The following is a 26,983-nucleotide window of genomic DNA, read 5'->3' on the forward strand; positions in this document are numbered from 1 at the left end:
TCGGCCGCAGCGACCACTCGAGCCCCACGCCCGAATCCCCCGTAGCGCGCCTGTTCGAGCTCGACGGGTGGGATGTCGCCGCAGCTTCGAACAGTCGTCGGTGGTTGAAATCGCCGCACGCCGGCCCAGGATCCGGCGCGAGTAGGCATCGAGGACGAACGCCACGGAGACCCTCCCGGACCAGGTCGCCACCGCCGTGCACCACGTCGCACGCAGTCAGGTCGGCGGGCTGCGGTTCCACGACCCCCACCACTCCTACCCCACCTGGCTCGTCGACGACGGCGTCCCGCCCAACATGGTGCAGCGGGTCATGGGACGCGAACGCTCGTCCACGACGCTGGACCGCTACGCCCGGCGCACCGACAACAGCGTCCGCATCCTCCAGGCGCTCGACGACCAGGCCGACGACGAGGACCCCGACGACCCGACGGAGCCTGTCCCCGCTCCGGCCTGAGACTGCTGCTCCGGGAATGCTCCGAGAAGGGAGCCATCATGCGAAACGGCCTGGCCGGAAGCTCTGAAAAGAGCCCCTGACCAGGCCGTTCGGCTGTGGGCGATACTGGGATCGAACCAGTGACCTCTTCGGCGCCTCTCTGTGTCAACACCTGAGCTACTTCCGGGCGGCCGTAGGCTGCGTGGTGGCGGGTCCGGGAAGTGACTTGTCCGAAGAGTCGGCTATCGGGGTTAGGCCGGCCGCGCTGGATTTAGTAGTCGCCCCCGAGTGTCCTCCCGGGCCCGTCGCCTGCGAGTCGCGCACCAACTTCCGGTAGACCACATCGGACAGCCGCCGTTTCAGACACCGCAGCGCCTCCTTGTGGCTCTTCCCCGCCGCACGTTTCCGCCGGTAGTACTCCCGGCCCGCGGTGTCGTGACGGATCTAGGTAATCGCCATGACATGCAGCGCATAGTTCAACTGCCGATCCCCGCCCGCGACAACCGATGCCGAACCACATCCCCAGAGGACACCGCGATCGGCGCAGAGCCGGTGTAGGACGCAAACGCCCCCGCCGAGGCGAACCGACTGATCGACCCGACCCGCGCCAAGATCTTCCCGGCCAGCATCCCACCGATGCCAAACAGCTCGGTCAGCGTCGTTCCCGACTCCCCGACCGCGGTGGTGATCTGCTCGCCGGTCGCGGCGATCCGGCCATCAAGCCGGCGGACCTCGGCAACCAGGTCCACCGCGAGCCGCCGCCGGATGGACCCGAGAACATCACGCGGCCGAACCCGACGCAACAAGCCCGCAGCATCATCGGCAGTCAGTCCCAGATCAGCGCCACCCGGCAGCAGGTGCGCGAGCAGCACATGCAGTCGATTCACCGTCTGAGTACGGGTCTTGACCAGGTCGTCGCGGTGCTCGGTCAGCGCCCGCAGCGCCATCGCGAGCTCGTCGAACTGCACCGACACCACCCAGAGGCCGTCCACGCGGCGACACCCACCGAGACGGCGTCAGCCTCATCAGTCTTCCGGCCATGACCCGTCGAGAGCGCCCGCACCCGCGCGGCCAGCTTCGCCGGCACATCCAGCACCGCCAGCCCGTCGGCGAGCAGCCTGGTCGCCAACGGTGCACCCAACCCGCCCGCACCCTCGATCGCCCACCGCGACCCTGACCAGCCCCGGGCGAACCGGCGCAGTTGCCGATAACCGTCCCGATTGGCCTCCACCCGAAGCGAGGTCCGCGGCTGCAACGATCCGTCCACCGCCACCGCGGTCCAGGATCGCTTGTGCGGATCAACCGCGATCACCACCGGACCCGAGCCAGCACTCCGACGCGACACCCAACCTCCTCCACGACAGCCAGCAGGAGCTCGAGGAGACGGCACACCGACTTCGGGCGAAGCAGGCCTCTCTTCAGCCACTCACCTCGACGGCGATGGCCGGGACGCAGGCCGAAGAACAGTCAACCCCACACGGGGCGACACGTGTGAACCGAGCGACCCCGACCACCGCCTCAGAGATCATGGCTGCAGACCTGATCTCCTGCCGGCATTGAACAAGTCGGTGTGAACGCGGACGCGGTAGCCCGTCAGCTAGCCTCTCGTGACGTCGCATGCCGTCTGAGCAGGAGTTCCCTGACGGTACGTGGCAAGTGGTAACAGCGGCTCATTGGCCGTTCGCTCCGAGATTGCTCCGTCCCTGGAGAAATCGCCGGCGGTAGCCTTCCGCGATGCGACATGGCTGGCTGGCCTCACCGATCCATCGCCTCTACGAGCGTCGGTTGCAGTGTTCCGTGACCGCCGGCGAGCTTCCTCGCCACGTCGGCCTAGTCATGGACGGTAACCGGCGCTGGGCCCGGCAGATGGGGATGGACAACCCCAGCATCGGTCATCGCTACGGCGCCGAGCACGTCGACGAGGTCCTGGGCTGGTGCCGGGAGCTGGGCATCGAGCACGTCACCGTCTACGTCGCCTCGATCGACAACCTGCACAAGCGCAACGGATCCGAGGTCACCTACCTGCTCGACGTAATCGAGAACATCGTGACCGAACGCCTCGCCCGCCCCGGCAGCTCGTGGCAGGTTCACCTGGCCGGTCGACTCGACGTCCTGCCTGACTCAACGGCGCACGCGCTCAAGCTTGCTGAGGAGCAAACTCGTGGCTGCGCCACCGGGGCTCACGTCACCATCGCCGTCGGCTACGACGGGCGCACCGAGGTTGTCGACGCGCTCCGTTCCCTCCTTGACGTCGAAGCCCGTGCCGGTGCGAGCCTGACCGAGGTGGCGGCCCGGATCTCTGACGAGGCGATCGCCGCGCACCTCTACATGGCCGCTCACCCCGAACCCGATCTGATCATCCGAACCAGCGGGGAACAGCGGCTGTCTGGCTTTCTACTCTGGCAAGCCGCGAACGCCGAGCTGTACTTCTGCGACACGTACTGGCCAGCCTTTCGCAAGGTCGACCTCCTGCGTGCGCTGCGCGACTACGGCCGACGCGAACGCCGCCTCGGCCGGTAGTCGCGCTTAGCGCGCGCAGACGTTGAAGCGGAACGAATCGCCGCAGAACCCCCACCCGCGGCGATGGGCCAACACCTGCTCTGAGGTGCGCGAACGCCTGTCGACGGTTCTCGTCGCTTTGCGCTGCCGGTGGGCGTCCTGACGATCGACCGACGAACGGGCTCGGCCATCGTCCGACCCAAGCAGCAATGGACGTCATGGCGGTCTACCGGGAGTGGCTGCCCCTTGTTCATCTCAATCCACGAGGACGTCGCAATAACGATACCGTTCCCACCATGGGCAGAGGCAGGGCGAAGCAGAAACGTGATCATGGCCCGGTCCGGACGGCGGCAGCGCAGGTGTTCCCGCCCCCGTCGGGCCGGTCCCTCCCGCGCCGAGCGGTGGCGGTAACAAGCCGGCGCCGGACCACACTTCCGCGTGCGCAGGCACATCACCGGCCGCCGATCCTCTGCTTCAGCGGTAGTTGGTGAACCGTGTCTGACCAGCCGTTACGCGACCGCGGGCGCTCTGACCTGCCGCACAGTGTCTGCGCGTGTCGTCATGTAACGGCCAGGATTGGCGGTCTTCTGTACCCGATTTGTACCGGGAGTGCGAGACACCAGCTTGGGAACCAGCGTGTCGGCCGGTCGCACTGGGCCTGAGCTGCTCTCGCCGCCGGTCTGTCTGCGCCGCCGTTGACCGCTGGTGACCGCCCTCAAGGCCCGTGAATGGCCCGTGGCTGAGGCGCTGACGAGCGCACGTCAGAGCGCGTATGGCATACCGCGACAGTGAGATGGACGAGTGGGCGGCGGGTCGGCAGCTGCCCTCGACGCACCAGGACCCGGCTCGCCGTGTGGTAGCCCTCCGGGAGTTCGACGGGATGCCACACCACCAGTGGCATCAGGGTCGCAGCCGGCCTGTAGTCGTACATCGACATGACCTCGTTGTTGCGTTGGGTATCGGTGCGCGGTCAGAAAGGTTTGCCGCCCGCCGCGTCGACCGGTTCACGGTTGTTGTTGTCATGCGGAGCCTGACCCTTGTACGCCGCGAGGGTTTCCTCTAATGGCCCATGCATGCGCATCCGGCCTTCGTCCATCCAGATGGCGGTCGTACACAGCTCTCTCAGCAGGTCGTCGACATGAGAGGCGAACACTAGGATCCCGGAGCGTTGAGCGAGGTCCACGAGCCGCTGACGTGCCTTGGCGAGGAATGCCGCGTCGATCGAACCAAGGCCTTCATCGAGGATGAGAATTTCGGGGTCGATGGCAGTCACCACGCCGACTGCGAGCCGGACTCGCATACCGGCAGAGTAGGTGCGCAGAGGCATGCTCAGATAGTCGCCAAGCTCGGTGAACTCCGCGATGTCGTCGAACCGCTTCTGCATCTGCTTGCGAGTCATGCCGAGGAACAGACCACGGATCGTGATGTTCTCGTAACCCGAGACTTCGGGATCCAAGCCCACGCCGAGGTCGAACACGGGCGCGACCCTGCCGAAGATCCGCGCGCTGCCCCGTGTCGGCTCGTAGATGCCGGACAACAACCGCAAGAGGGTGGACTTGCCAGCACCGTTGTGCCCCACCAGAGCTACTCGATCGCCTTCGCCCAGCGACAAAGTGATGTCCTGCAGGGCCTCGATGATCGGGACCTTCGCGCTGGTGGCGATCTTACTGCCGACCTTGCCGAGCACCTGCTTCTTGAGGGACCGGGACTTGGCGTCGAAGATCGGGAAATCGACGTAGGCGCCCCGCACGTCGATGCTCACCATGCGCTACCACCCCTGCTGATCGACTGCCGTACGCGAACCAACATTATCATTCGTGTTCGGCCGGTCGGGCCGGCCACGGTCGAAGGTCGGGACCAGGCGCCCACCAGCGGGAGGTAGCGTGCGATCGGTGAGTGAGCGATCCGCCGACCAGGGCTTTCATCCTCCACAGCAGGCCCGCAGCCGGGAGTCCCTGCAGAAAGTGTTGGCCGCCGCTGAGCACGTGCTGGCCAGCCAGGGCATCGAGGAGTTCACCGTCGCGGCGGTCGCTGAGCAGGCGGGCATGTCGGTGGGTGCGATCTATGGCCGGTTCTCAGGCAAGGACCAGCTGCTCCACGCCGTGAAGGACCAGTTGCTCGGACTCCTGGAGACCAGCGTCAGCGAAGCCCTTCACTCACCGGCGCCCGGGCTCAAGGGGATCATCGGCGCCTTCACCCAGGCTCTGGCGCGCACCTTCACACGCCACAACCGGATCTTCCCCGAGTTGCTCGACGGCCAGCGCACCGAAGGACGCGAGCGTGGCCTCCAAGCGCTGGCCGCAATCCAGCAAGCCTTCGCCGAAGCCGTCCAACCCTGCCTCGAGGAAGTCCAGCGACCGGACCGCGCGATGGCCATCCGCATGGCCACTCGAACAATCATCGGCTCCTGCGTGCACCGTGCCGCCACCTGTCGATTCTGGCCCGACGACATGACCTGGAGCACGTGGGCCACCGAAACAAACGAAATGGCACTCGCCTACCTCACTTCACCGGACGATCGAGATCAGCTATAGAGGCGGAAAGTGTTGAGTGAGAGCCGGTTGCCCTCGTGGAGGTCGATGGGATGCCCACCATGCCCGATTGTGGGTGAACGGCCAGTTAAGAGCGTGTGGCCCGGCCGCTCCACACGGGCGACCCCGGACTCGACGAATTGTTCGCCCACGCCCTGCATGACCCGCTCCTCGCCACAGCCTGACCACACGGCCACACGGCCACACGGCCACACGGCCCCGACCGGAGACCAGCCGGAAGCCCTCGGCAATCACACCACGCTCCGCTGGCCGATCCTGACAAGTTGCCCCCGCTGGCGACAGCGCAGATTCGCGGGCGTCCGATCAGGCGCTATCGGCCTCGCGGCGCCAGACGTAGCGGGTGAACGAATCGGGACACGGCGCCTACCTGCGATGGCGCGGCGAGACGTCCTGTGAGCTGCGCGAACGCTCGCCGGTCGTTCTCGTCGTTTTGCGCTGCTGGTGGGCGTCCTGACGAACGTTTGACGAACGGCCCGACCCGGGTGCGCACCTCACCATCACGGGCCCGTGTTGTATCCCGTCGACATGGCGCAGCCAGACCACGCGACGCCCCCGTGCGCAGCCTCTCCACCTATCCGCCACCGGAGTCCTGCCAGGCCTGTGCCGGGGCGTCGCGCAGTAGCCCTCGGGGAGGTCGACGGGAAGCCGCACCCGGCCCCGACCGAGACGAGGTCAGCCCGGCAACCGGCTGGCCCGTACGAGGAGGAAAGGCGGGAGTGCGGCTCGCTGGGGTTGCTCGGCGATGACGAGGGGGTGCGCCAGCGGCTCGGCGACCATGGTCAGGGTGAAGTCATGAGCGATGAGGGCGTTGAGATAGTGCGAGATCATCCGGTGGTGGTTGCCGGCACGGCGCACGCCTTGTGGATTGGCGGAGCGCCAGAATCCCTCGGTGGAGTAGCTTCCGATCACTCGCTCGGCTCCGACCCAGCGCGCGTGAGGAGCCTCGAAGCACGGATGGGGCACGGTGAAGGCTAGTTGACCCCCGGGAACCAGTGCGCGCCGAATCGAGGCGATAGCGGCATTGAGATCGGGGACATTGTTGAGCGAGAGGCCAGCGGTCACCCAGTCCGCCCAGTCGTCGGCGACGGTGGCCAGGCTACATCCGTCGTCCACGCGATATGTCGCGCCGGTGGCGCCCGTCGCTTCGATCGCGCGAGCCCGTTCGATGAGGCGGACCGTCGGATCCACCCCCACCACCTCAGCACCCCGGCTCGCGGCCGCACGTGTGATCAGGCCTTCGCCGCAACCCAGGTCGAGCACTCGCTGCCCGCTCATGCCCATGGGCAAGACATCAACCAGCACGTCACGGGCGAACTGGTGCATCGCGGACCCTCGATCGACGTGATCGGCGTACCAGTCCGCAATGGTGTCCCAGGTATCGGCCATCGCGCTGGAGTCTACGGATGCGGTGGAGGCCCCGGTTTCAACTGGGACGTACATCGCTGCAGATTCTTCAGAGCTCTGAGTCAGCGCTCGGGCATCCAGTTGACCGCACCGGCCCACTCCTCGGCGCGGGCAGTAATCTCGGCGATCAAGGTGCCCTTCGCGTCCGCGTAGGCGTTCATGTCCGGCCAGTCCCGCTCGGCCAGCTCGTGCTTGAGTTCGGCGTACGCCCGCCGGTCGGCTGCGTCTCGGCGGAGCCAGTCGCGGAATAGCAGGTGGCGGCGCTCCCACTCGCTACCCTGCGCACAGACGTGTACCTGCACGCTCAGATCGACAGTACGCACCATGCGGTGGCCCGGCTGGCGGACCCGCAGGTGGTAACCCGCCCGCCTCAAGGCCGGGAGATAAGACGGCTCATCCTCGACATCGGGGACGCTCAGATCAATGTCGATGATCGGCTTGGCGTCCAATCCGGGCACAGAAGTGGACCCGATGTGGTCCACACGTCGAGCAGTAGCGCCCAACGCACCGATGATCCGCTGACGCTCAGCGGCGAACTTCTCCGGCCAGGTTAGGTCGTAGGGGACAACGATGATGTCGCGCTTCTCCTGGCCACCGATCAGCTCGGTCTCGTCAGGCACGTGATCAAGCATGCCGCACCACTGCCGGGTGGACCGAGCCACCCACTGCACCGTCCGTCTGAGCGTCCTGCCTCTCGTCCGCGTCGACGAGCTTGGACGTTGAAGCGGAACGAATCCGGGTAGGACGCCTACCTGCGACGATGCGTCGATACCGCCCGTGAGATGCGCGAACGCTCGCCGGTGGTTCTCATCGGTTTGCGCTGCCGGTGGACGTCCTGACGAACGATTGACGAACGGCTTAGCCCCGGAGCCTTCACCACTACGGGGCCCGTGCGGCATCCCGTCGACCTGGCGCAGCCCGACCGCGCCGCACCCCGGGCGCAGCATCCCCGCCCCATACGCTGCCAAGCCTGCCAGGCCTGCGCCCGGGGTGGCGCGTGGTAGCCGTGCACCACGTCGCACGACACCAGGCCGGGGGGCTGCGGTTCCACGACCTCCGCCACTCCTACGCCACCTGGCTCGTCGACGACGGCGTGCCACCGAACATGGTGCAGCGGGTGATGGGACACGAACGCTCGTCCACGACGCTGGACCTCTATACCCGGCGCACCGACAACAGCGTCCGCATCCTCCAGGCGCTCGACGACTAGGTCGTGTCCTGTAGGTCGGTGCGCAGCCACAACACGATCGAGGCGATGATGATCTCGGCTCGGTAGTAGGCGGCGCGTTTGGCGTATCGGGTGGCCAGGCCCCGGAACTGCTTGAGCCGGTTGAAGCAGCGCTCGACCACGTTCCGGCCGGCGTAGATGACCTGGTCGAACGCGGGCGGGCGGCCACCGGCCGAGCCCTTCGCACGGCGATGCCGGACCTGGTCGCGGCGTTCGGGGCAGGTGAACGGGATCCGCCGCTCACGCAGCGCGGCCCGGGTGGACAGGTGCGAGTAGGCCTTGTCGGCCACGACTCGGTCCGGGCGGGTGCGGGGCCGGCCGGGTCCGTCACGCCCGACGTTGATCTGGTCGAGCATCGGCAGCAGTTGCGGGTTGTCCCCGGCCTGACCCGCGGTCAGCATGATCGACATGGGCAGGCCACGCCCGTCCACAGCGAGGTGGATCTTGCTGGTCAGCCCGCCTCGGGACCGTCCGAGGGCTTCCCCATCGACGGCGAGGTCTTCGACCCAGTCGGTGGCGCATCCCCCTTTTTGCGGGCTCCCGCCGAATGCTGGTGGGCCCGCACGTTGCTGGAGTCCACGCTGATCGTCCACTCCACGTTCCCGACCGAGTCGTCCTTGACGACCACCTGGTCGAGGATGCGTTCCCAGGTGCCGTCGGCGGTCCAGGTCCGCAGCCGCTCGTGGGCGGTCTTCCACGGCCCGTACCGATCGGGCAGGTCCCGCCACGGCGCCCCGGTGCGCAGCCCCACAGGATCGCGTTGATCACCTGACGGTGATCACGCCAGTACCGGCCCCGGCCCGCGACGGGGGTAGCAGGGGTTCGATCCGGGCCCAGGCCTTGTCGGTCAACTCACCACGACCCACCACCCGGCCATGATCAACTACCGCAGGTCTCCGCCCGTGACACCACGGCAGCAGCGACTCGTTGACGACCGACTCTGGGAGCTGATCCAGCCGCTGCTGCCCGCCCGACCCCGACCACGAGGCCCCGGTGGACGGCCACGGGTCGATGATCGAGCCGCGTTGGAGGGGATCCTGTTCGTGCTGCGCACCGGCTGCCGTTGGCGCGACCTGCCCCTGCAGCTTGGGTGCGGGTCCGGGCACACTGCCTGGCGCCGCCTGCGAGCCTGGCAGGACGCCGGGGTGTGGGACCGACTGCACCGCATCGTGCTCGAAGAGCTGTCCGAAGCCGAGCTGTTGGACTGGTCGCGCGGCTGTATCGATGCCGTCTCGGTGCGGGCGAAAAGGGGGGCGAGCTGACCGGGCGAAATCCGACCGACCGCGGCAAGTCGGGCAGCAAGTACCACCTGCTCTGTGACGCCAACGGGCTGCCGCTGCATGCGCTGATCTCGCCGGCCAACACCCATGACAGCAAGCTGTTCGAGCCCTTGCTGGAGACCAACCCCGGCGTCTGCAGGCATCGCGGCCGCCGGGGACGCCCACAACGCCGGCCGGCGAAGCTGCACGCGGACAAGGGCTACGACTTCCCGCGCTGCCGCGCCTACCTGCACCGACGCGGGATCAAGGTACGTATCGCCAGGCGCGGCGTCGAGAGCAGCACCAAGCTCGGCCGACACCGCTGGGTGGTCGAAGCGCACCATCTCCTGGCTGCTGCGGTTCAAGCGACTCGGGGCTGCGCTACGACCGCACCGAACCCACCCTCACCCCGCTACTGACCCTCGCCATGGTCCTGATCAACCTCCGCCGCCTCGTCGAGAACGAGTTCTGAGACCAGGTCTAAGCCGACGATCATGGCGCGGCGGCCGCAGAGTGAGTTTCCGCTGGTGGAAACCACGAAGGCCGGTGTCTCCGTCGGATGACACCGGCTTCCGTCGACCGTCGGGACGACAAGATTTGAACCTGCGACCCCTTGACCCCCAGGACGTGCGGGTAGCCGTTTACTCACGGGAAAGCGTGCATCGTGGGCGTGGGAGGCCCGACTAGCGGCTCGCGAGCAGGCGAGCGCGCGACGTGTGGTCCCCGTGCGGTCCCGAACCAACGCGGTCTTGATCTGGGCAGCCTCGGGATTGGGCCAGCACGGAACGCAGGAACCCCGCAGTGGTGGCCAACCGGCCAACGATGATGTGGAGCACAGCCAGCGCGGCGGAGGGCGGTGTCGCCGTCCTCGCTCGTGGCCTGACCAGAGGTACCTTCCAAGGCGCTGGCGAAGGCACCGCCTTCAGTAAGCCACAGGTTCCGATCTGCCTCAGCCGCCGTGATGGACCGGTCCAGGAAGACGAGATAGTCGAGCGCTCATCGGACGGGCGCGCGAGGCAAGAGTCAGCCACACCAGCAGCTCCAAGCGCAACAGCCAAAGCGAAGCACTCTTTCGGACGCTGCTGACCGAGCCAGAATCACTTATCCTGCGAATGATCGGCGATGTTGCCTCTCATTTTCCGAGACTCCTCAACATGGCCTCTGAGCTGGAGCGTAAAGCGTCCCACACCGCCGGTTACGCCCCAACACCTCTCATCAGTCCTGGCCCTTTCTGATGGATAAGTCATGTGCGGATCTTGTCGTTGCTGCGATGGCGTCCCGGATCCGCAGTAGCCGCCGCCCGGCGTGTCGTCGTCGAGCCTTCGCATCGTCTACATCAACGGCGGGCGGACCGTCCGGCTGGGACGCGAGCAAGGCCGCGACCCTCTGATGACGGTTGCTCGGGGCCAAGAGACAACCGACCAGCTTTGAGCACGGTCAACGTGACGCCCTCGCGCAGGTTCACCGTCGGCGGATGGTTCGCCTCAGCAGCAGACCAGCGCTGGCGCGCGTGACCGCAAGTCAGGGCCCAAGCTGCCCGTGCAGTTCACCCAAGGTGCCCGGCCACACGCGGAGCCCCTCGAGCAACTCCGAGTGGACGCCCTCAGCGGGACCGGCCACGCCTGGTTCTGATCTGGCCTTGCCGCTTCGCCTCGTCGAAGACGTCCCGGAGCGATACCCATTCCCCCGGCCGCCGCTCGGCCAGCCAGAAGCTCATCCCGCTGACGTACTTCCTCCCGCGCACGACCGCCCCGGCTTCGTCGGGCAGCCGGTAGCTGTCCCCAGTAGACAGTTCGATACGTCCGCCGGTGACGACAGCCGTATGTGCGCGGTCGCCGTCCTGGGCTCGTAGCGGTGCGCCGTCCGCAAGCACACCCGCCTCGAGCTGGGAAAGCTGCGTGGTACCGCCTCGCCGTCGTGGACCCGCCCCGAATGCCAAGGAGCGGCCCGGCGTCCATTGAGCGCCCCCATCAGCGAGCCGACCTGACGGCCGGAGTCACCGTGCTAGATGTTCTGGTGACAGGTCTGTGGCCCCGTTCTGTGCCCGGATCGCCAGTTCGATGGCCTTGAACGCGTGGTGCTGAGTCATCGCGTTCTCGGTGCGCTCGAGGCAGTCGAGCACGAGCTGGCCAAAGAACGGGTAGCCGACCTTTCCAGCGACCCGGAAGTGCGTCTCCTGCCGCCCGTTCGCGAGGAACAGGTGGCCGGGCCCGTCTGTCGTGGCAAGGTTCATGTATTTCCGCTGCTCAATGTACCCCTCGGTGCCCAGGATGAAGGTACGACCGTCACCCCAGGTCTGTAGACCGTCCGGGGTGAACCAGTCGCAGCGTAGATAGCCGGTGGCGCCGGTGTTCGTGACTAGATTCGCGTCGCCGAAGTCGTCGAGTCCTGGGTGCTCGGGATTCGCGTAGTTCGCGATCTGGCTGTTGACGACCTGAGCGTCTGTTGCGCCCGTATAGTGCAGGATCTGGTCGATGTTGTGGCTGCCGATGTCGGTCAGGATGCCGCCGTACTTCTCCTTCTCGAAGAACCACGCCGGCCGACTAGCGGCGTTCAGACGGTGGGGACCGAAGCCGACGACCTGGACGACTTTGCCGATCGCGCCTTGCTCGATGAGCTGCTCGGCGAACACCGCCGTCTCGACGTGGACGCGTTCGGAGTAGTAGACGGCGTACTTCAGCCCGGTGCGCTGGACCGCCTCCCGAGCAGCGGCCAGCTGATCAAGCGTCGTCAGCGGGGCCTTATCGGTGAAGTAGTCCTTGCCGGCATCCATCACCCGCAGGCCCAGCGCACACCGCTCATTGGTGACGGCCGCCCCAGCAATCAGTCGTACCTCCGGATCGTCGAGAACTTCGGCCTCGGTCCGGGCCACCCGCACGTCGGGGAAGCGCTCACGGAATCGCTCGACCTTGGCCGGGTCGGGGTCATACACCCACTTGAGGGTGGCGTTGGCCCCGATGATCCCCTCGCACATCCCATAGATGTGCCCGTGGTCGAGGCCGACCGCCGCGAAGACGAACTCGCCGGCCTCCACGACCGGAGCGGGCAATGGGGTGGGTGCGTATGTGCCGCCCTCGGACGTGCTCATCGGCTCGCCTTCTGCTCGTGGTCGGGACCTGTGGCCCCCGAGACGGTGATCGAGCCGGCGAGGTCAGTGACAGAAGCGGACGTGGCGAAGAACCTCGGCGCGCGCTCCGTCAGGGTCCCCGGCCGGTAGTACGGGTCGTCGCCTGCGAGCGGCAGGTCGACGGTGCGGCGCTCGATTCCTGCTCGGTAGACCGCTGTGATCAACTCGATCGTTCGACGTCCGTCATGACCGTCGATGGCTGGACGGCGACCGGTCTCGATGGCCGTCAGGACGTCGTCGATCTGCCCCTGGTGCCCGGTGTGCGCCAGCGGCTCCTGCGTCGCGGTCAGCGCCTGCAGGCGCTCGAGCAGCTCGGCGTTGCCGCCCGGCGCCGGGAACCCGTTCGGCTGGGAGATCTCGGCGACGACGTCGCCCCCCAAGCCGATACTGGCCTCGCGGCCCTGCACGACGATCTGCTGGCGCTCTCCGTGGTGCACCACCGAGCTCGTGATGGTCGCCAAGGCGCGCTGGTACATGAGCACCGCCACCGACAGGTCCTCGATCTCCGCGTTCTCGTGCGCGGCGTTCGCGAGGACGGCCGTCACGGACTGTGGCGCGCCCAGCAACCACAGCAGCAGGTCGATGTGGTGCACCGCGTGGTTGAGCGTGCAGCCGCCACCCTCCTGCTCCCAGGTACCGCGCCACCACAGGTCGTAATAGCTCAGACCTCTCCACCAGGCCGAGTCGACCTGCACGTGCGAAACCGGTCCGACGAGGCCCGAGTCGAGGACGGCCTTCAACCGCGCCACGTCGTCACGGAAGCGATTCTGGGCCACAGTGGAGAACATCGCTCCGCCCTGCTTCTCCGCACGCAGCATGGCGTCGCACGCCGCGAGCGAGGGTGCCATGGGCTTCTCGCACAGCACGTTGATCCCCGCGGAGAGAAAGTCGACGCTGATCTGCTCGTGCGTCGCCGGCGGCGTGCAGATGCTGACGAGATCGAGGTCCTCGTTCGCGAGCAGTTCGGCATGGGACGCATACACCTTCGCCTGCTCTAGGCCGAGCTCACGGCGCCGCACCTCTGCTCCTTCGGGCAAGATGTCGCAGCAGGCGACGATGGCGCACCGGTCACTGAACGTCTGGTAGGCGCGTATGTGGGACGGGGAGATGTTGCCCATGCCGATGATTGCAACCTTGATCACGTAGCTAATCTCTCCTCTGTTCAACATATTCGGCGGTCGGTGAGACGATCGATGTACTACTACACCTGTCTTGGACGTACCTGGTGTCCGGTCAGGAGGCTGCATCGATGGAGCGCTGCAGCTCCTCGACGAACGCTTTGCCAGCATCTTCTGGACTGAGCTGACCGAACAACGCCTGCTGGTTGTATCGGCCGATCATGGTCTGCACATCGCTCGCGCCGTTGGGCGTCGGTGCCGGCGCCGGCCCTGATTCGGTCGCCATGGCCGCCGTGAAGTCGAATGCCATCTTGGTGTTCGCATCGAGGCCGGCAGAGAGCGCGTCGCGGAACTTGGGGTTGGCCGGCACGCCCCGGTCGACACCGAACAGCTTGGCAACGCGGATGTCGTTCGTCAGGAAGTTGATCAGCAGGCCAGCCTCGGCCGGATGTTCCGACCGCGCGGAGGCCGCCCAGTACATCGAAGGCTTGAGGTACTGGAACCCGGGTTTGGTGTCGGGATCGGTCGGCCAGTTCGCGATTACGTACGTGAACTTGGGTGCCGCGCTCTGGTACGACGTGAGCGACCCGGCGGGGATGAACATCATCCCGACCCGACCGGTGACGATATCGGCCTGGTCGAGGGTGTTGCCGTTGCCCTCGGCCCACTCCGATGCCGAACCGGATGCGCCGGCTTTGATCCAGTCCAGTTCACGCTGAAAATAGCTTGCCACGGTTTCCGGGGAGATTGCGACCTTACCATCGCTGCCGTAGAGCTGATCGCCGTGCTGTCGCGCCCAGATGTTGAGAGGGAAGGCGTCGTTGCCGAAGAGGCTGACTCCATTCACCTTTCCGCCGGATGCGGTCTGGAGCTGTACGGCGGCCTGGGTGAACTGTTCCCAGGTCCATGTCGCGGTGTCGGGCAACGCGACACCGTACTGGTCGAAGAGGGTCTTGTTGATGATCACGCCGTTCGGCGCCGCCCCGATCGGCACCGCGTCGAGCGTGCCGCCGACACGGCCGGAGTCGAGTGTGTCCGGACTGAGAGCGCTCGTGTCGAGAACGCTGGAGACCTTCTGGAGGTCGAGCAGGGTGCCACGATTTGCATAGGAGGTTAGGTACACCTCGTCGAACTGCATCACGTCGGGCATGTCACCCGCGGCCGTGGTGGTGGCGAGCCGGTCCCAGTAGCCATTCCAATCGGCGTACTGCGGCTCGACCTTGATGTTCGGATGATCCGCCTCGAACAGCTTGATCGCCTCGAGCGTCTTCTGGGTGCGCGCATCCGCTCCCCACCAGGACATCGTCAGGGTGACCGGCTTGTCTGTGAGCCCGACGTCGGTGGGACCCGCGCCGATCCCGCATCCGGCAAGGACCAGGGCGGCGGCAACCACGAGGGCGGCGCCCCTGAGCATGCGCCGTTGCATACGATGCACCATTGCACTTCCTCTCTTACGTGTTGGCTTTCCAAGCGATGACGCCTGCGTCCGGCTCCCTATTTTCCACCCGTGGTTGCGATCCCACGCAGCAGTAGACGTTGCCCGAACAGGAAGACCAGGAAGACGGGGACCAATGAAATGACGCTCATCGCGAAGAGCGCTCCGAAGTCGGACTGCGACTGGGCGTCGATCAGCGAGCGAAGCGCGACCGGAACCGTGTACAGGTCAGGCTTGGTAACGAAGATCAGCTGCGAGAAGAAGTCGTTCCATGTCCAGATGAACGTGAAGATCGCCGTCGTCGCGAGCGCCGGAATCATGAGCGGTAGCATGATCTGAAGGTAGATGCGGGCATGACCGGCTCCGTCGATGCGCGCTGCCTCGTCGAGCTCGACCGGTATGCCCCGGATGAACTGCACCATCAGAAAAATGAAGAAGGCGTCGGTCGCGAGGAACTTGGGCACGATCAACGGCAGGAACGTGTTGATCCAGCCGATCTGCGCATACAACACGTACTGCGGAATGATCAGCACGTGGACCGGCAGCATGATCGCAATCAGCATGATGACGAAGGCGATGCGTTTCGCTGAGAACTGCAGGCGCGCGAACGCATAGGCAGCAAGGGAACACGAGATCAGGTTACCGACCACCGAACCGGCGACCACGATGGCCGAGTTCAGCAGGTAGGTACTGAAGGGGCGGGCGAGGGCGTTCCAGCCGTCCGGGTAGTGCCGAAAGTCGAACGTATCGATGAGGAGTCCGGGGCTGGTGAAGATCTCGTCGTTCGGCCGCAGTGAACTCGCCACCATCCACAGCAGCGGATAGATCATCAGGACGGCGACCACGATGAGCGCGACATGCTTCGACAGGGCCCGTACCCAGCGGCGGAGTTCAGTCATTGTAGAAGACCCAGTACTTTGCGGCCCAGAAGTTCACGGCCGTGAATGCAGCGATGATGATGAGCAGTAGCCAGGCGAGTGCTGACGCGTAGCCCATCCGCAGGCTGGAAAATCCCTCCTGGTAGAGGTACAGGGAGTAGAACAATGTTGAGTCTGCCGGCCCTCCGGTACCGTTCGAGATGATGAAGGCCTGAGTGAAGGTCTGGAAGCTGCCGATCAGTCCCAGTACCAGGTTGAAGAAGATGATCGGACTCAGCATCGGCAGCGTGATCGAGCGGAACTGGCGCCATCGGCCTGCACCATCGGTCGAGGCCGCCTCGTAGAGCTCCCGTGGGATCTGCCGCAGGCCGGCCAGGAAGATGACCATGGGGGACCCGAACGTCCACACGTGCAATACAATCAGCGTCCCGAGCGCGGTCTGCGGCTCGGCAATCCAGGCCGGACCCTGTATGCCGAACAGTGAGAGCAGCGCGTTGAGCAAACCTTGGCCACCGAACACGAGTCGCCACAGCACCGCGATGGCCACGCTCGCGCCGAGCAGCGAAGGCAGGTAGAACACGGAGCGATACAGGGGCAGTCCGCGAACTCCTCGATCGAGCAGGATCGCGAGCGCAAGTGCGACGGCAAGCTGGAGTGGCACTGACACGAGCACGTAGATTGCGGTGACCAGGAGCGAGGCGCCGAGTCGTTCGTCCCCCAGCATGCGCTGGATGTTCTCAAGTCCTGTGAACTGCGGGTTCTGCAGCAGGTTGTAGTTGGTGAACGCCAGATAGAGCGACATCAGCATCGGACCCAAGGTGATGCCGATAAGTCCGATCAGCCACGGCGCGAGGAAGATCGCAGCTGCTTTGTTGTCGCGGCCGCGCGCAGCCTTTTCCCTGGCTGATTGCATTCCCCGCGGGGCGCTTAGCGCGCGCAGCTCTCCCAGCGCTGTCACGAGCGGCCCCCAGGCGAGGACGGCTCATTCGCGAGGTTCATGTTCGGCTCCTCATCGAGACGTTCGTGCTGTCACGTCAGGTTGCGGTGGGACGGAGTCCTGGCCTTTCTGCGGGCCACTTCTTCCGAAGATGTCGGACCACGAGTGATTGGCTGTACCAGCCGACAGGTGGGCGTCGGTCTCGGCTACTCCAACTCCAGCTAGCCGGGCACGCGTTCGAAATGTCGGCTCTGGCGAGCGAACGACGGGCCCGACCCAAGGTCCGTCCTCACCGTCGTAGCGAGCGATCTCGTCGAACTCTGGAAGCCTCATACACCACACCCAGGGCGCTGGCCTCCAGGGCAGCGGCTGCTGAGCCGCGATGTGCCGCGGGCGGCGTGCAGACAACGGCGATCTCCGGCGCGGCCTCGCCCAGCATCCGGTCCAGCTCGTGATACCGGCGCGGAATACCCCAGGAGTCCGCCGCCCGCTCGACACGCTCCGAGCGGACGTCAACGATCGCCTCCACCGTGACCCGGTCGCGCAGAGCCGTAAGGGCAGGCAGGTGACTGCCGGATGCGACCGCACCAGCACCGCCGACGACGGCCCTGACCGGGCTCGATGTCCGAGTCACGGATGCTCCTTCGCGCCGGCGCCTCGATAGTGATCGTTCACTCTGTGGCTCGTGCAAGATAGTGAACGATCACCTCTCTGGCGTCAACTGTTAGTCTTTCCCGCTGAGAAGGAGCTGCGATGACCCGAGGACCCGACGCCCGCCGTCCGACGATCATGGAGGTGGCCGCCCTCGCGGGCGTCTCGCACCAGACGGTCTCGCGGTACCTCCGACACAACGGTGGCCTGAAGCCCGCCACTGTCGAGAAGGTCGACGCGGCGATCCGCGCGCTGGACTACCGACCCAATCTCGTGGCTCGATCCATGCGGACCAAGCACTCGAACCGCCTCGCCATCGTCCTGCCCACCCTGCCCGGCTTCGTCCCCGTCAGGCTGCTCGCCGGCGCGAGCTCCGTCGCACATGAGGCCGGCTACCAGCTCGAGATCGTCAGCCTGGACGGCAGCAGCGAGGTGCGAGCAGAACGGACCCGGGAACTCGTCGAGTCCGGTTACGTCGGCGGAGTGCTCTCACTGGCACCCCTGCCCGGCTTCGACCCCGGAGCCCGGGCACACGGATCGGCCACCATCGTCATCACACCGGAGTACGACCAGAACCTGCACGGGGCGGGCGCTCTGGCCGACGGCTCCATGGAGGGCGAAATCGTCGCCTACCTGTCCTCGCTCGGCCACCGCAGGTTCGTCCACCTCGCCGGCCCGGACACGTTCCCCTCTGCACGTAACCGCAAGGCCGCCTACCTCGAGGCGATCGACCGGCTCGGCCTGGAGTCCTACGCCGTATTCGACGGAAACTGGACCGCTCGCGCCGGCTACGAGGCGATCCGCGACCTCGCCACCGACGCCGGCGTGACCGCCGTCGTCGCTGCGAACGACGTGATGGCCGTTGGCGCCATCCGCGCCGCCCTCGACCGCGGGTGGCGGGTACCGGAGGACCTGAGCGTCATCGGCTGGGACAACGAGGAGATCGCACGCTACGGCTCGCCGTCGCTCACGACGGTGGCCGTTGACAGGGAGCGGCAGGGCCGCGAGGCGATGCAGCAGCTCATCGCCGAGGTCCGCGGGGAACCCGCTCCGCCACCGGCCCCCGAGACGATCAACACTCTCCTCATACGCGAGTCAACCTCTGCACCCGGCGCCCCCGCGATACGGGTGGAACTTCCGTGAGGGTAATGGTAATCCCCTTGACCAGAGTGACACCGTCACCGGCCGCGTCGGGATGATGTTCATCCCCGCCGGATCACTCACCTCGTACCAGAGCGCCGCGCCCGGCTACACCTACGTCATCGCGAACTGGCCGACCGGTCCCGACACGAAACCCTGGTTCCAGTACCTGAAGCCCTCGATGTACTGGGCGGCCTCCGCGCGGTCGGAGCATCCAGCTGAAGCCGGCCTGCTGATCGACTTCCTGACCACCGACCCCCGTGTGGCGAAGCTGTTCGGCGTCGATCGCGGCGTGCCGGCCAACCCGCAGTTCCGCGATGCGCTCTCCGCCGGCCTCGATGCGAACACCAAGATGGCATTCGACTTCACCGCGGCCATGGCGACCGAATCAGCGCCGGCCCCGGCGACGACCCGCAACGGTGCGAGCGATGTGCAGATCATGATCGGTCGATACAACCAGCAGGTGTTGTTCGGCCAACTCAGTCCCCAGGACGCAGGGAAGGCCTTCGTCGAGGAGCTGCAGCGCTCCATCGACGCAGCCTCCTGATCGGACCGGGTACACGGTTTCACCATGCCACCTCTGGCGCGACTGCGAGGCCAGTCGCGCCAGGGGGGCGTGCTCACCAGCAGAGGAACGGATGGCTCGGCATGATCGACGACGTGGCAGAAGGCGGCGGTGTCTGCGCCGGAGTTGAGCAGCACGTCGGCGGCAGACCCGACCTGGCTGAGTTGGTCGGCTCGTCCGTCGTCGCCGTGGACACGGCGAGCGGCCAACCGCATGTTGTGCTCACCTTCGACGACGGCCCGGAACCAGGCGGAACGGACCTGGTTCTTAGCGCCCTGGCCGAGGCCAGAGCCACCGCGACCTTCTTCGTCCTGCTTTCACGGACCCGCCGTCACCCGTCGCTGCTGGCAGACGTTGTCGCGGGAGGCCACGAGGTCGCACTGCACGGGCCCGACCACCGGCGCCTCACACACCTGCATCCCGACACGGTAGCCGTCCGCACCGCGGACGCAAGGCGTGAGCTGGAGGACGTGACAGGGCGATCAGTGCGTTGGTTCCGGCCGCCCTACGGCGCCCAGTCACCGGCGACCTGGCGCGCCGTCGCCACCGCCGGCCTGACGCCGGTGATGTGGAGCATCTCGTGCCACGACTGGCGCGACGTGACCGACGACGAGCGACTGGAGCAGATCGGCGCGATGGACAGGCCAGGAGCGGTGGTGCTCGCCCATGACGGCTTCGCCACCCTGGTCGATGGCGTGGATGACGGACCCCGACCAAATCTCGACCGTGGCGCATTCGTGCGGTCACTTCTGGAAATCTGTACGGCGAAAGGCCTCTCCGGCTGTTCACTCGAAACGGCCCTTCAAACGGGCCGCGCGGTCCATCGCGTATGGCTCGATCAGACGAACCCGAACCACGAGTGCGGTTAACCTGTGTCGGATTCCTAGACTAGGGGACTGAAGCGGGCAGCCGATCGCACGACGTCGTGCGGACCGGAAACAGCCCGGACTGCACCAACTCAGCAGAGTTATGCCGAGACCGTGATCGCCGGGACCCCTGCGCCGGCACAACATGTGAGAGCCAACCCGCTGCGCCGTCGTTCTCTGAGAGCGTGTTTGAGAAGATCAATTTGCAGGTGTGCAGACGCGCCGTGCTTGACGGGTAGCAGGAGTTCCGCGGGCGATCCGACGGGTGATGGTGCTGATCGCAGCCCAGCGGATCATGGCTTCGGACACGGCAGGGTCGCGTTCGTAGTCCCGTGCCAGACGGCGATGTGCAGTGATCCAGGCGAAGGTGCGTTCGACGGCCCAGCGACGCGGTATGACGGCGAAGCCGCGCTGGGCAGCGGGCTTGCGCACGATGTGCAGGGTGGTGGCCAGGATGGTGGTGGCCCAGTCGAGCAGGCGGCCGGCGAACCCGGCGTCGGCGAAGACGAACCGGACCGGTGTGTGCAGGTAGGTCTCCAGCAGGACCGGCTTGGCGCCATCGCGGTCCTGGACGCCGGCGGAGAGGACGACGACGGTGAGCAGCAGCCCGAGGGTGTCGGTGACGATGAACCGCTTCCGCCCGTTGATCTTCTTGCCGGCGTCGTAGCCGCGGGAGTTCCGCCCGACGGTGTTGGCACCCTTGACGCTCTGGGAGTCGATCAACCCGGCGCTCGGTTCGGCGTTGCGGCCTTCCTGGATCCGCAGCTGCCCACGCGCCACCGGCAGGATCTTCTCGGTCACCTTGGCCTCCTCCCAGCGGTTGAAGTACCAGTACACCGTCTGCCAGGGCGGGAAGTCGGCCGGTAGCTGCCGCCACGCACAACCCGTCCGCACCACGTAGAGGATCGCGTCCACCAGGGCGCGGCGGGGGTGCTTCTCCGGCCACCCTCCAGTCCGCACCTGCGGCAGCTGCGGCTCGATCAGAGCCCACTGCTCGTCACTGGTGTCCGAGGGATACCCCGCGCGTCGTGCCATCCGGCCAAACTTGATCAATCGGCGGGTGAGGTCACGCAGGCGCGCCGATCCTTCTCATACACGCTCGCTCTCAAGGAGCAGCCTCACTGCAGCCACCGAGGTGGTGCCGGCGGTTTCGGCACCCGCGCCGGGCCGTTGCGGTCCCTCGTGTAGGACTCGTAGTCGACGAAGTGGCGCCGCCGGCTAAGGTAGTGCGCGTAGTGCTCAAAGTGCCATCGGCACGCGTCGAAGAACGCCTGGTGGCCGTTCAGCCCGAGTCGCGTGCACAGCCGCTCGACGTCGTCGAGCCCGTTCACCAAATCCGCGCACTGTCGGGCATAGGCCCCGTTCGCCCCGTAGAGCACGCCGGCGGGCAGCTCGTGGACCGCGCACGACAGCCAGTCCATGGCGCGCCGGTACTCGGCGCGGTCAAGGTCTGCCTGCTCCGTCATGACAGTCATGATGCCGGCATCGACTGAACTGGCAGTCCACTACAACCGCTCGTTCGATCCGCAAACATGCGCGAGCTCGGCTGGCCGGCGAGGTTTCCTCGCTCGACGGCTGGGCCGGCGGGTCTACAACAGCGGCGCGTGGCGCGAGATCGACAGGCGGCGCACCGACGTGCAGTACCGCGACCTCGCCATCGTCGGGCACCTCCTTCGTTCGCCTGGATCACCGCCTACCGCCACTTCCCCCACTACGAACGCCACCCCGCCATGTCCGAGGCCATGCTCCGCTGGGCCGCGATCACCACAATCACCCGTCAAACGCCCGCGGCTGGCCCGCAACCCGCCAACAGAAGCACACCTCACACCCTCAACTCGATCTTCTCAAACACGCTCTAAGAACGCGTTTGAGAGGGGTCGGCGTGTCGACGTGATCTTGCCGGCCGGATGGTCGACGGTGGCCGGATGGTTCGGCATGCGCAGCGGTACCCCTCAGACACACACGCCTCGGGCGAGCTGGCCATCTGGCGTCATCGCCGTCGCGTAGCAGCGCACGGAGCCGGTTGATCTGGACGGTGCTGGCATGGTGAGGTCGTGGCGTGCACCAGCAGGGTCCGCAGCGCTTCACGATCCCGTGCGCCGACGTAGCTCCCGGTCCCAGATTGATCTCATTCGCGCACCGGACGTCATCGCAGACGCTGCAGCCGATGGCGAAGATCCGGGTCCCGGACCTCATGCGCGAGCTGAGGCGCGGGAGTCGGGGTCAAGATTCGCGCGCCGTTGACAGGGCGCCCGGGCACTGCCTCAACTTCGGGGAATCGCCCATCGCAGCATCGCCCCCATCCACGTGGCTGCAGCAGGTGCGGCAGCGGGTGGATCCACACGCGCTCATGCTCGTGAACCATCCCGTTCCGGCTGGATGACGGTCCCATGACCAGTCGCTGCACGACTTCGTCCGCTTTGCGGCGTCCATGGTGGTGGACGGGCTCAGTTGTAGGCCACGTGCCACGGTTTAGGCCGCCGGCCCCAGCCCTGGGAACGAGCTCGTGACTACGTCCGCACGTACTACGGGTTCGTCGGCGCCACGACGCCGACCACTGACCGAACACGCTCTCAATGAACCGGAGCGCCTCCGCGTGGCCCGAGATGCGCTGGCCGAGGTCGGGGAACCCCGGCGCCGGTGTCGAGCAGACCCGCGCATGCCCCGCGTAGCGCCGGGCACTTCACCGCGGTGGGTTCCTGATGTCCTTTCGGAGGGGCGAGCTGGGGCTCCCTCTATGGAGTCGCTTGGTCATCTAGTTCTCGACCGCATCTGACCACGACCTCGCGTAGCCAGCGGTGCGCGGGATCCCGTTCGCGGGCCTCGTCCCAGGACATGTACTCCACAAGCCGGGGCAGGGAATGAGGTAAGCGCAGTATTCGAACCTTTGCCGCACTGCACGCCACAACTCGTGACGGGACAACTGCCAGACGCTCGGTGCCCGCGATGAGGGCTGGTGCAGCCATGACGCTTTCGACGACGATCATCTGAGAATCATGATGGCCGTTGCGGAGGTAGCTCAGCGACGGGAGCAGGTTGGACTGGTGTCGAAACCAGTGCACCCACTGTGCTTGGCGGAGGTCCTCGCGCGTCGGTTGATCACTGAATGTTGCGTTGTCAGCGGAGGCAATGCATACCCAGGGATCTTTGAACAACTCGGCGCTTGAGGTGGGGCGGTTGATGCCTCGCGGAAGGATCCACGCGTCGAGCTCACGAAGCAGGTTGTCGTGTGCATCTGTGATCATCTCGCTGGGATGCAGGAGCCGCATGCGCGCGCGGGGAGCTCGCAGGGTCATCTCCCGCATCAGTAGTGGTCCGAGCGTATGAATGACGTAGTCCGACGCCATGATGGTGAAACTACGTGTGCAGGTGGCAGCGTCAAAGACCGAGGCGACGCCAAAGACCCTCTCCGCGTAGTCGGCTGCTTCCCGCACCTCATCTGACATAGCAGCAGCGAACGGTGTGAGCCGGTAGCCGCGGGGGCCGCGTACGAGGAGGTCATCGCCGAAGTGGCGGCGGAGGCGGGCAAGGGCAGAGCTGAGCCCGGGTTGGCTGCGTCCCAATCGTTCCGCGGCGCGCGTGACGCTCTTTTCTACGATCAACGCTTCGAGCGCAAGCATCAGGTTGAGATCGACATTGGCGAGGCGTTTGCGGTCCATCATCTTGTCAATGATACGTGTCGATAGCAGGGACATCTGGGCTGCCTGTCGACGATGACGCTGCTCGTTCTATGATGAAGGTTCGAGTGCCTTCTGAACCACCCAGCTTACATGTGGTTCTGCATCCCTTTGTGCCGGTACCGGTGTACCTGTTGCGGACCAGTAGGGGATACGTATTGGTCGACACCGGGATCGATCCGGACGCCATCAAGGACCCAAAGGGCACGTGGGGCCAGAGCTAATGCGCTCGCTGGTGCCGTACATGACCGAGGCAAACCACCCGTACGCACAGCTGGCGTTGGTTGGTGTCGACATCGCCCGCCCCCCAGGTACGCGGCCGACTCACCGAGGAGCCGGTCCGCCGCGGCAAGCGGTTCACAGATGCTGCCGCTATCGAGCGACGCCATCATTCTAAACGGATTGCCGCACTACAAGGGCGGCCCGACGGCTAACAATGATTGATGTTGGCGCGCCATCGCTCGATCTACTACTAATTCAACCTGGAGAATGCATAGTTTTTTGCTTGAATCAGTCCTGCCGCCGGGAGAATTGTGAATGCCGGCGTCCGTAGCCGCCGTAAACGACCAGGCCAACCGCCATCCAGATGACGAAGCGCAGCCAGGTCTGGATTGTGAGGTTGATCATCAGCCACAGGCATGCGAGCACGGACAAGATCGGGATCAGCGGCATCATGGGGGTGCGGAATGCGCGCGGCAGTTCGGGGCGGGTGCGCCGCAAAATGATCACACCGGTCGACACGAGCAAGAACGCGAACAATGTCCCGATGTTGACCATCTCCCCCAGGGTGTCGGCCGGTATGAACGCAGCAGCGAGCTCCACCGCTGCGCCGACGATCAGTGTGCTCCGAGCGGGGACGTCTGCTGAGTTGATGCGCGCCAAGTGGCGCGGTAAAAGCCCGTCGCGTGACATCGCGAGCAGCACTCGAGTCTGCCCAAGCATCGCCACGAGTACGACCGTGGTCAGGCCGGTCAACGCTCCTAAGGAGATCACAACGACCGCCCAGCCGACCCCGTTGAGCGCGAATGCGGTGGCCAGCGTCGCCGTGGTGCCGTCGGGCCGGGTAGCCAATGCCGTGTAGTCGACCATTCCGGTGAGCACGAGCGAGACTGCCACGTACAGCACGGTGATCGGCACCAGTGCACCGAGGATGCCGCGGGGTACGGCCTTCTGCGGGTTGCGCGTCTCCTCGGCGGCGGTGGCCACGATGTCGAATCCGACGAACGCGAAGAACACCAGCGATGCCGCCGCGAACAGTCCGCCCACCCCAAAACTGCCGCCCCATCTACCGCCGAGCACGGTCAGCAGGCTCTCGTGCAGCGACGATCCTCCGTTGGTGGCGCATCGGCTGGTTGTCGACGGCGGGATGAACGGGGTGTAGTTGGACGCCTTGACGTAGCGGGCGCCGACCGCGACCACCAGAACCACCACCAGCACCTTGAACGCCGTGATGATCTTGCTCACCCGACTCGACATCTTCACCCCGAGCACGAGGACTGTCGTGAGCGCTATGGCGATCAGCAGGGCGGCCCAGTCGAACCCGATCGCTCCCCACCTCAACTCCGTTGCTGGCAGCGGCACCCCGACCAGTCCCAGAAACTGCACGAGGTAGGCCGACCATGCCCTGGAAACCAGCGCGGCCCCTACTCCGCACTCCAGCACTAGGTCCCAGCCGACCACCCATGCCAACAGCTCGCCGAAAGTGGCATACGAATAGGTGTAAGCGCTGCCGGCCACGGGGACGATGGAGGCGAACTCGGCATAACACAACGCGGCCAGGCCACACGCGACCGCCGCGATCACAAACGCCAACGAGACCGACGGCCCGGCCACATCGCCGGCGATGCTCGCAGTCACGCTGAAGATCCCTGCGCCGACCACGACCGCAACTCCGAACACCACCAGGTCCAGCGCGCCCAGCTCCTTGCGAAGACGTCGACCCGGCTCGTCAGCATTGGCCAGGGACTGCTCAACGGACTTCACCCGGGACCAGCCACCCCGGACGGCGGACGCCCTACCAGGCCAACTCACCGAAGCGCCCCCACCAATCGCATGCAAATGCCGTCCGAGGCCGGTGACAGGCGCCGCGTAGCTGGCCCCATTCAGTAGATCCGCTGCTGCAGGCACCGTGTACGTACTCGCTCACAGGACGTTGGCCCGCAGCGCAGAACAGTCGAGCTCGCCGACACCAGCAACCCCGAGCAGGGTCAGCACGGTCAACATCTCCGCACGAAGCAATTGATGCACCCGGCGGACCCCGGACTCGCCGTCAGCAGCCAACCCATAGGCGGCAAGTCGCCCGATCACCACCACATCAGCGCCCAGCGCCAGGGCCGTGACGATGTCGCTGCCACGCCGGATCCCACTGTCGAACGCGACCTGCACCCGTCCGGCAACGGCCGATACGACCTCGGGCAATTGGTCAAGTGCCGCAGGCACGCCATCGAGCTGGCGACCGCCATGATTGGAGACCAACACACCGTCAGCCCCGGCCTCGACCGCTGCACGTGCATCTGCCCCGGTGAGCACACCTTTCGCAACCCAGGGCAGCGACGTCTCATTCATCAGCTCGCCGAGCTGCCCCCAGCTCCACCCTGGCCCGGAATGCGCGAAGAGCTTCCTAAATACGTTCTCCGGACTGGTCGGACCACCGGGCGGATAGTTACCAGATGCTACTTCGAAGTTCCGCTCGAATCGGTTCCGCAAGTCGCGTTCCCGCCGGCCGGCGGTGGGAAAATCCACGGTGACGCAGACTGCCTGGTATCCCGCCAGCTCGATCCGGCGCAGCATCTCCACGAAATGCTCCGGGATGCCCATCGGGTGCAGCTGTGCAATGTAGGACGCGCCAGGTGCGGCCTCGGCAACAGCTTCGAAAGAGTAGGTCCCTGCCTCCGGCACAATACTCACAACCCCCTCGGCAGCATTCGCCCGGGCCACCGCGCGCTGTCCCTCAGGATGGAACAAGCCATCCGCGCCGAACGGCGCGGTGAGAACGGGAATCGCCAGAGGTACACCCAAGAAGCTGGTCGACAACTCGGGCGTCCCGCAACCGGTCATGACCCGCGGAACGAAGCTCCACCGGTGGAACGCTCCCCGGTTGTCCCGCAGCGTCCGCTCCTCACCGGCTCCACCCTCGAGAAAGTCCAGTACATCTGTCGGCAACGCAGAACGCGCGACGTCGGCGATCTCGGAAAATGTCAGGAAGGAGCCCATA

At 66.0% G+C, this 26,983-nt stretch carries 23 protein-coding genes and 2 pseudogenes; 8 read left to right on the top strand and 17 right to left on the bottom strand.

Annotated features, from left to right (window positions below):
- Nucleotides 1-196: 196 nt before the first annotated feature.
- Nucleotides 197-454 (top strand): site-specific integrase, encoded by a 258-nt coding sequence (locus HF577_RS37240; RefSeq protein ID WP_211173587.1) that lies wholly within the window; start codon nucleotides 197-199, stop codon nucleotides 452-454.
- A 455-nt stretch (nucleotides 455-909) separates the two neighbouring features.
- Here the strand turns inward: HF577_RS37240 and HF577_RS39540 are convergent, their stop codons facing one another.
- On the bottom strand, nucleotides 910-1,425 hold the full coding sequence (locus HF577_RS39540; protein WP_312858853.1) for a transposase: 516 nt from the start codon (nucleotides 1,423-1,425) through the stop codon (nucleotides 910-912).
- On the bottom strand, nucleotides 1,362-1,859 hold the full coding sequence (locus HF577_RS37820) for an IS110 family transposase (RefSeq protein WP_312858854.1): 498 nt from the start codon (nucleotides 1,857-1,859) through the stop codon (nucleotides 1,362-1,364). Before HF577_RS37820 ends, HF577_RS39540 begins: the two co-directional genes overlap by 64 nt.
- A 308-nt stretch (nucleotides 1,860-2,167) precedes the next feature.
- Between HF577_RS37820 and uppS the strand changes: the two genes are divergently transcribed.
- Nucleotides 2,168-2,953 (top strand): polyprenyl diphosphate synthase, encoded by a 786-nt coding sequence (gene uppS, locus HF577_RS00635; RefSeq protein WP_169393703.1) that lies wholly within the window; start codon nucleotides 2,168-2,170, stop codon nucleotides 2,951-2,953.
- Nucleotides 2,954-3,902: 949 nt separating this feature from the next.
- Here the strand turns inward: uppS and wzt are convergent.
- On the bottom strand, nucleotides 3,903-4,697 hold the full coding sequence (wzt, locus tag HF577_RS00640) for a galactan export ABC transporter ATP-binding subunit Wzt/RfbE (RefSeq protein ID WP_169393704.1): 795 nt from the start codon (nucleotides 4,695-4,697) through the stop codon (nucleotides 3,903-3,905).
- A gap of 127 nt (nucleotides 4,698-4,824) precedes the next feature.
- On the opposite strand from wzt, the gene HF577_RS00645 reads away from it, so the two are divergent.
- The gene (locus HF577_RS00645; protein ID WP_169393705.1) at nucleotides 4,825-5,466 is read left to right on the top strand and encodes a TetR/AcrR family transcriptional regulator; all 642 of its coding nucleotides are present in this window, start codon (nucleotides 4,825-4,827) and stop codon (nucleotides 5,464-5,466) included.
- Between the two features lie 690 nt (nucleotides 5,467-6,156).
- Here the strand turns inward: HF577_RS00645 and HF577_RS00650 are convergent.
- Both HF577_RS00650 and HF577_RS00655 read right to left on the bottom strand, forming a co-directional pair.
- Nucleotides 6,157-6,870 (bottom strand): class I SAM-dependent methyltransferase, encoded by a 714-nt coding sequence (locus HF577_RS00650; protein ID WP_169393706.1) that lies wholly within the window; start codon nucleotides 6,868-6,870, stop codon nucleotides 6,157-6,159.
- Nucleotides 6,871-6,950: 80 nt separating this feature from the next.
- Entirely contained in the window at nucleotides 6,951-7,508 is a 558-nt protein-coding gene (locus HF577_RS00655) for a GrpB family protein (RefSeq protein ID WP_312858855.1), read from the bottom strand.
- Between the two features lie 377 nt (nucleotides 7,509-7,885).
- Here HF577_RS00655 and HF577_RS00660 point away from each other — a divergent pair, with 377 nt between their 5' ends.
- On the top strand, nucleotides 7,886-8,098 hold the full coding sequence (locus HF577_RS00660) for a tyrosine-type recombinase/integrase (RefSeq protein WP_211173588.1): 213 nt from the start codon (nucleotides 7,886-7,888) through the stop codon (nucleotides 8,096-8,098).
- On the opposite strand, the pseudogene HF577_RS00665 reads toward HF577_RS00660, so the two are convergent.
- Nucleotides 8,095-8,982: pseudogene (locus tag HF577_RS00665) on the bottom strand (IS5 family transposase). The gene HF577_RS00660 and the pseudogene HF577_RS00665 overlap by 4 nt on opposite strands.
- A 9-nt stretch (nucleotides 8,983-8,991) precedes the next feature.
- On the opposite strand from HF577_RS00665, the pseudogene HF577_RS00670 reads away from it, so the two are divergent.
- Nucleotides 8,992-9,847 (top strand): annotated as a pseudogene (locus HF577_RS00670) (IS5 family transposase).
- Between the two features lie 1,524 nt (nucleotides 9,848-11,371).
- On the opposite strand, the gene HF577_RS00675 reads toward HF577_RS00670, so the two are convergent.
- From HF577_RS00675 to HF577_RS00700, 6 genes are all read right to left on the bottom strand, one after another.
- The gene (locus HF577_RS00675) at nucleotides 11,372-12,463 is read right to left on the bottom strand and encodes a Gfo/Idh/MocA family protein (protein WP_169393708.1); all 1,092 of its coding nucleotides are present in this window, start codon (nucleotides 12,461-12,463) and stop codon (nucleotides 11,372-11,374) included.
- Complete coding sequence (locus HF577_RS00680; protein WP_211173589.1) at nucleotides 12,460-13,749, bottom strand: Gfo/Idh/MocA family protein; 1,290 nt, start codon at nucleotides 13,747-13,749, stop codon at nucleotides 12,460-12,462. Before HF577_RS00680 ends, HF577_RS00675 begins: the two co-directional genes overlap by 4 nt.
- Nucleotides 13,736-15,046, bottom strand: coding sequence for an ABC transporter substrate-binding protein (locus tag HF577_RS00685; protein WP_169393709.1), 1,311 nt, complete (start codon nucleotides 15,044-15,046; stop codon nucleotides 13,736-13,738). Before HF577_RS00685 ends, HF577_RS00680 begins: the two co-directional genes overlap by 14 nt.
- Before the next feature lie 68 nt (nucleotides 15,047-15,114).
- A complete protein-coding gene (locus HF577_RS00690) occupies nucleotides 15,115-15,954 on the bottom strand; it encodes a carbohydrate ABC transporter permease (protein ID WP_169393710.1) in 840 nt (279 codons plus the stop codon).
- On the bottom strand, nucleotides 15,947-16,891 hold the full coding sequence (locus HF577_RS00695) for a carbohydrate ABC transporter permease (RefSeq protein ID WP_169393711.1): 945 nt from the start codon (nucleotides 16,889-16,891) through the stop codon (nucleotides 15,947-15,949). Before HF577_RS00695 ends, HF577_RS00690 begins: the two co-directional genes overlap by 8 nt.
- A gap of 268 nt (nucleotides 16,892-17,159) precedes the next feature.
- Nucleotides 17,160-17,504, bottom strand: coding sequence for a Gfo/Idh/MocA family oxidoreductase (locus tag HF577_RS00700; protein ID WP_169393712.1), 345 nt, complete (start codon nucleotides 17,502-17,504; stop codon nucleotides 17,160-17,162).
- Between the two features lie 119 nt (nucleotides 17,505-17,623).
- Between HF577_RS00700 and HF577_RS00705 the strand changes: the two genes are divergently transcribed.
- The 3 genes from HF577_RS00705 to HF577_RS00715 all read left to right on the top strand — a co-directional run bounded on the left by HF577_RS00705 (nucleotide 17,624) and on the right by HF577_RS00715 (nucleotide 20,095).
- On the top strand, nucleotides 17,624-18,664 hold the full coding sequence (locus HF577_RS00705; RefSeq protein ID WP_169393713.1) for a LacI family DNA-binding transcriptional regulator: 1,041 nt from the start codon (nucleotides 17,624-17,626) through the stop codon (nucleotides 18,662-18,664).
- A gap of 52 nt (nucleotides 18,665-18,716) precedes the next feature.
- A complete protein-coding gene (locus tag HF577_RS00710; protein ID WP_169393714.1) occupies nucleotides 18,717-19,208 on the top strand; it encodes a type 2 periplasmic-binding domain-containing protein in 492 nt (163 codons plus the stop codon).
- A gap of 101 nt (nucleotides 19,209-19,309) precedes the next feature.
- Nucleotides 19,310-20,095, top strand: coding sequence for a polysaccharide deacetylase family protein (locus HF577_RS00715; protein ID WP_169393715.1), 786 nt, complete (start codon nucleotides 19,310-19,312; stop codon nucleotides 20,093-20,095).
- A gap of 195 nt (nucleotides 20,096-20,290) precedes the next feature.
- On the opposite strand, the gene HF577_RS00720 is transcribed toward HF577_RS00715, so the two are convergent.
- From HF577_RS00720 to HF577_RS00740, 5 genes are all read right to left on the bottom strand, one after another.
- The gene (locus HF577_RS00720; RefSeq protein ID WP_169393716.1) at nucleotides 20,291-21,127 is read right to left on the bottom strand and encodes an IS5 family transposase; all 837 of its coding nucleotides are present in this window, start codon (nucleotides 21,125-21,127) and stop codon (nucleotides 20,291-20,293) included.
- Between the two features lie 83 nt (nucleotides 21,128-21,210).
- Nucleotides 21,211-21,558, bottom strand: coding sequence for a hypothetical protein (locus HF577_RS00725; protein ID WP_169393717.1), 348 nt, complete (start codon nucleotides 21,556-21,558; stop codon nucleotides 21,211-21,213).
- Nucleotides 21,559-22,827: 1,269 nt separating this feature from the next.
- Nucleotides 22,828-23,787, bottom strand: coding sequence for a LysR family transcriptional regulator (locus HF577_RS00730; RefSeq protein WP_169393718.1), 960 nt, complete (start codon nucleotides 23,785-23,787; stop codon nucleotides 22,828-22,830).
- A 492-nt stretch (nucleotides 23,788-24,279) separates the two neighbouring features.
- Entirely contained in the window at nucleotides 24,280-25,752 is a 1,473-nt protein-coding gene (locus HF577_RS00735; protein WP_312858856.1) for an amino acid permease, read from the bottom strand.
- Nucleotides 25,753-25,911: 159 nt separating this feature from the next.
- Entirely contained in the window at nucleotides 25,912-26,982 is a 1,071-nt protein-coding gene (locus HF577_RS00740; protein WP_246265121.1) for an alpha-hydroxy acid oxidase, read from the bottom strand.
- Nucleotide 26,983 lies beyond the last annotated feature (1 nt).

This window comes from Pseudonocardia xinjiangensis (assembly GCF_012911925.1).
GTDB lineage: Bacteria > Actinomycetota > Actinomycetes > Mycobacteriales > Pseudonocardiaceae > Pseudonocardia > Pseudonocardia xinjiangensis.

Bases quoted from the DNA above. Each gene is read 5' to 3' on its own strand.
- HF577_RS00740 (WP_246265121.1), bottom strand. From the start codon at position 26,982: ATGGGCTCCTTCCTGACATTTTCCGAGATCGCCGACGTCGCGCGTTCT.
- HF577_RS00690 (WP_169393710.1), bottom strand. From the start codon at position 15,954: ATGACTGAACTCCGCCGCTGGGTACGGGCCCTGTCGAAGCATGTCGCG.
- HF577_RS00680 (WP_211173589.1), bottom strand. From the start codon at position 13,749: ATGCAGCCTCCTGACCGGACACCAGGTACGTCCAAGACAGGTGTAGTA.
- HF577_RS00710 (WP_169393714.1), top strand. From the start codon at position 18,717: ATGATGTTCATCCCCGCCGGATCACTCACCTCGTACCAGAGCGCCGCG.
- HF577_RS00720 (WP_169393716.1), bottom strand. From the start codon at position 21,127: ATGGCACGACGCGCGGGGTATCCCTCGGACACCAGTGACGAGCAGTGG.
- uppS (WP_169393703.1), top strand. From the start codon at position 2,168: ATGCGACATGGCTGGCTGGCCTCACCGATCCATCGCCTCTACGAGCGT.
- HF577_RS00730 (WP_169393718.1), bottom strand. From the start codon at position 23,787: ATGTCCCTGCTATCGACACGTATCATTGACAAGATGATGGACCGCAAA.
- HF577_RS00715 (WP_169393715.1), top strand. From the start codon at position 19,310: ATGATCGACGACGTGGCAGAAGGCGGCGGTGTCTGCGCCGGAGTTGAG.
- HF577_RS00650 (WP_169393706.1), bottom strand. From the start codon at position 6,870: ATGGCCGATACCTGGGACACCATTGCGGACTGGTACGCCGATCACGTC.
- wzt (WP_169393704.1), bottom strand. From the start codon at position 4,697: ATGGTGAGCATCGACGTGCGGGGCGCCTACGTCGATTTCCCGATCTTC.
- HF577_RS00675 (WP_169393708.1), bottom strand. From the start codon at position 12,463: ATGAGCACGTCCGAGGGCGGCACATACGCACCCACCCCATTGCCCGCT.
- HF577_RS00685 (WP_169393709.1), bottom strand. From the start codon at position 15,046: ATGCAACGGCGCATGCTCAGGGGCGCCGCCCTCGTGGTTGCCGCCGCC.
- HF577_RS00725 (WP_169393717.1), bottom strand. From the start codon at position 21,558: ATGACGGAGCAGGCAGACCTTGACCGCGCCGAGTACCGGCGCGCCATG.
- HF577_RS00705 (WP_169393713.1), top strand. From the start codon at position 17,624: ATGACCCGAGGACCCGACGCCCGCCGTCCGACGATCATGGAGGTGGCC.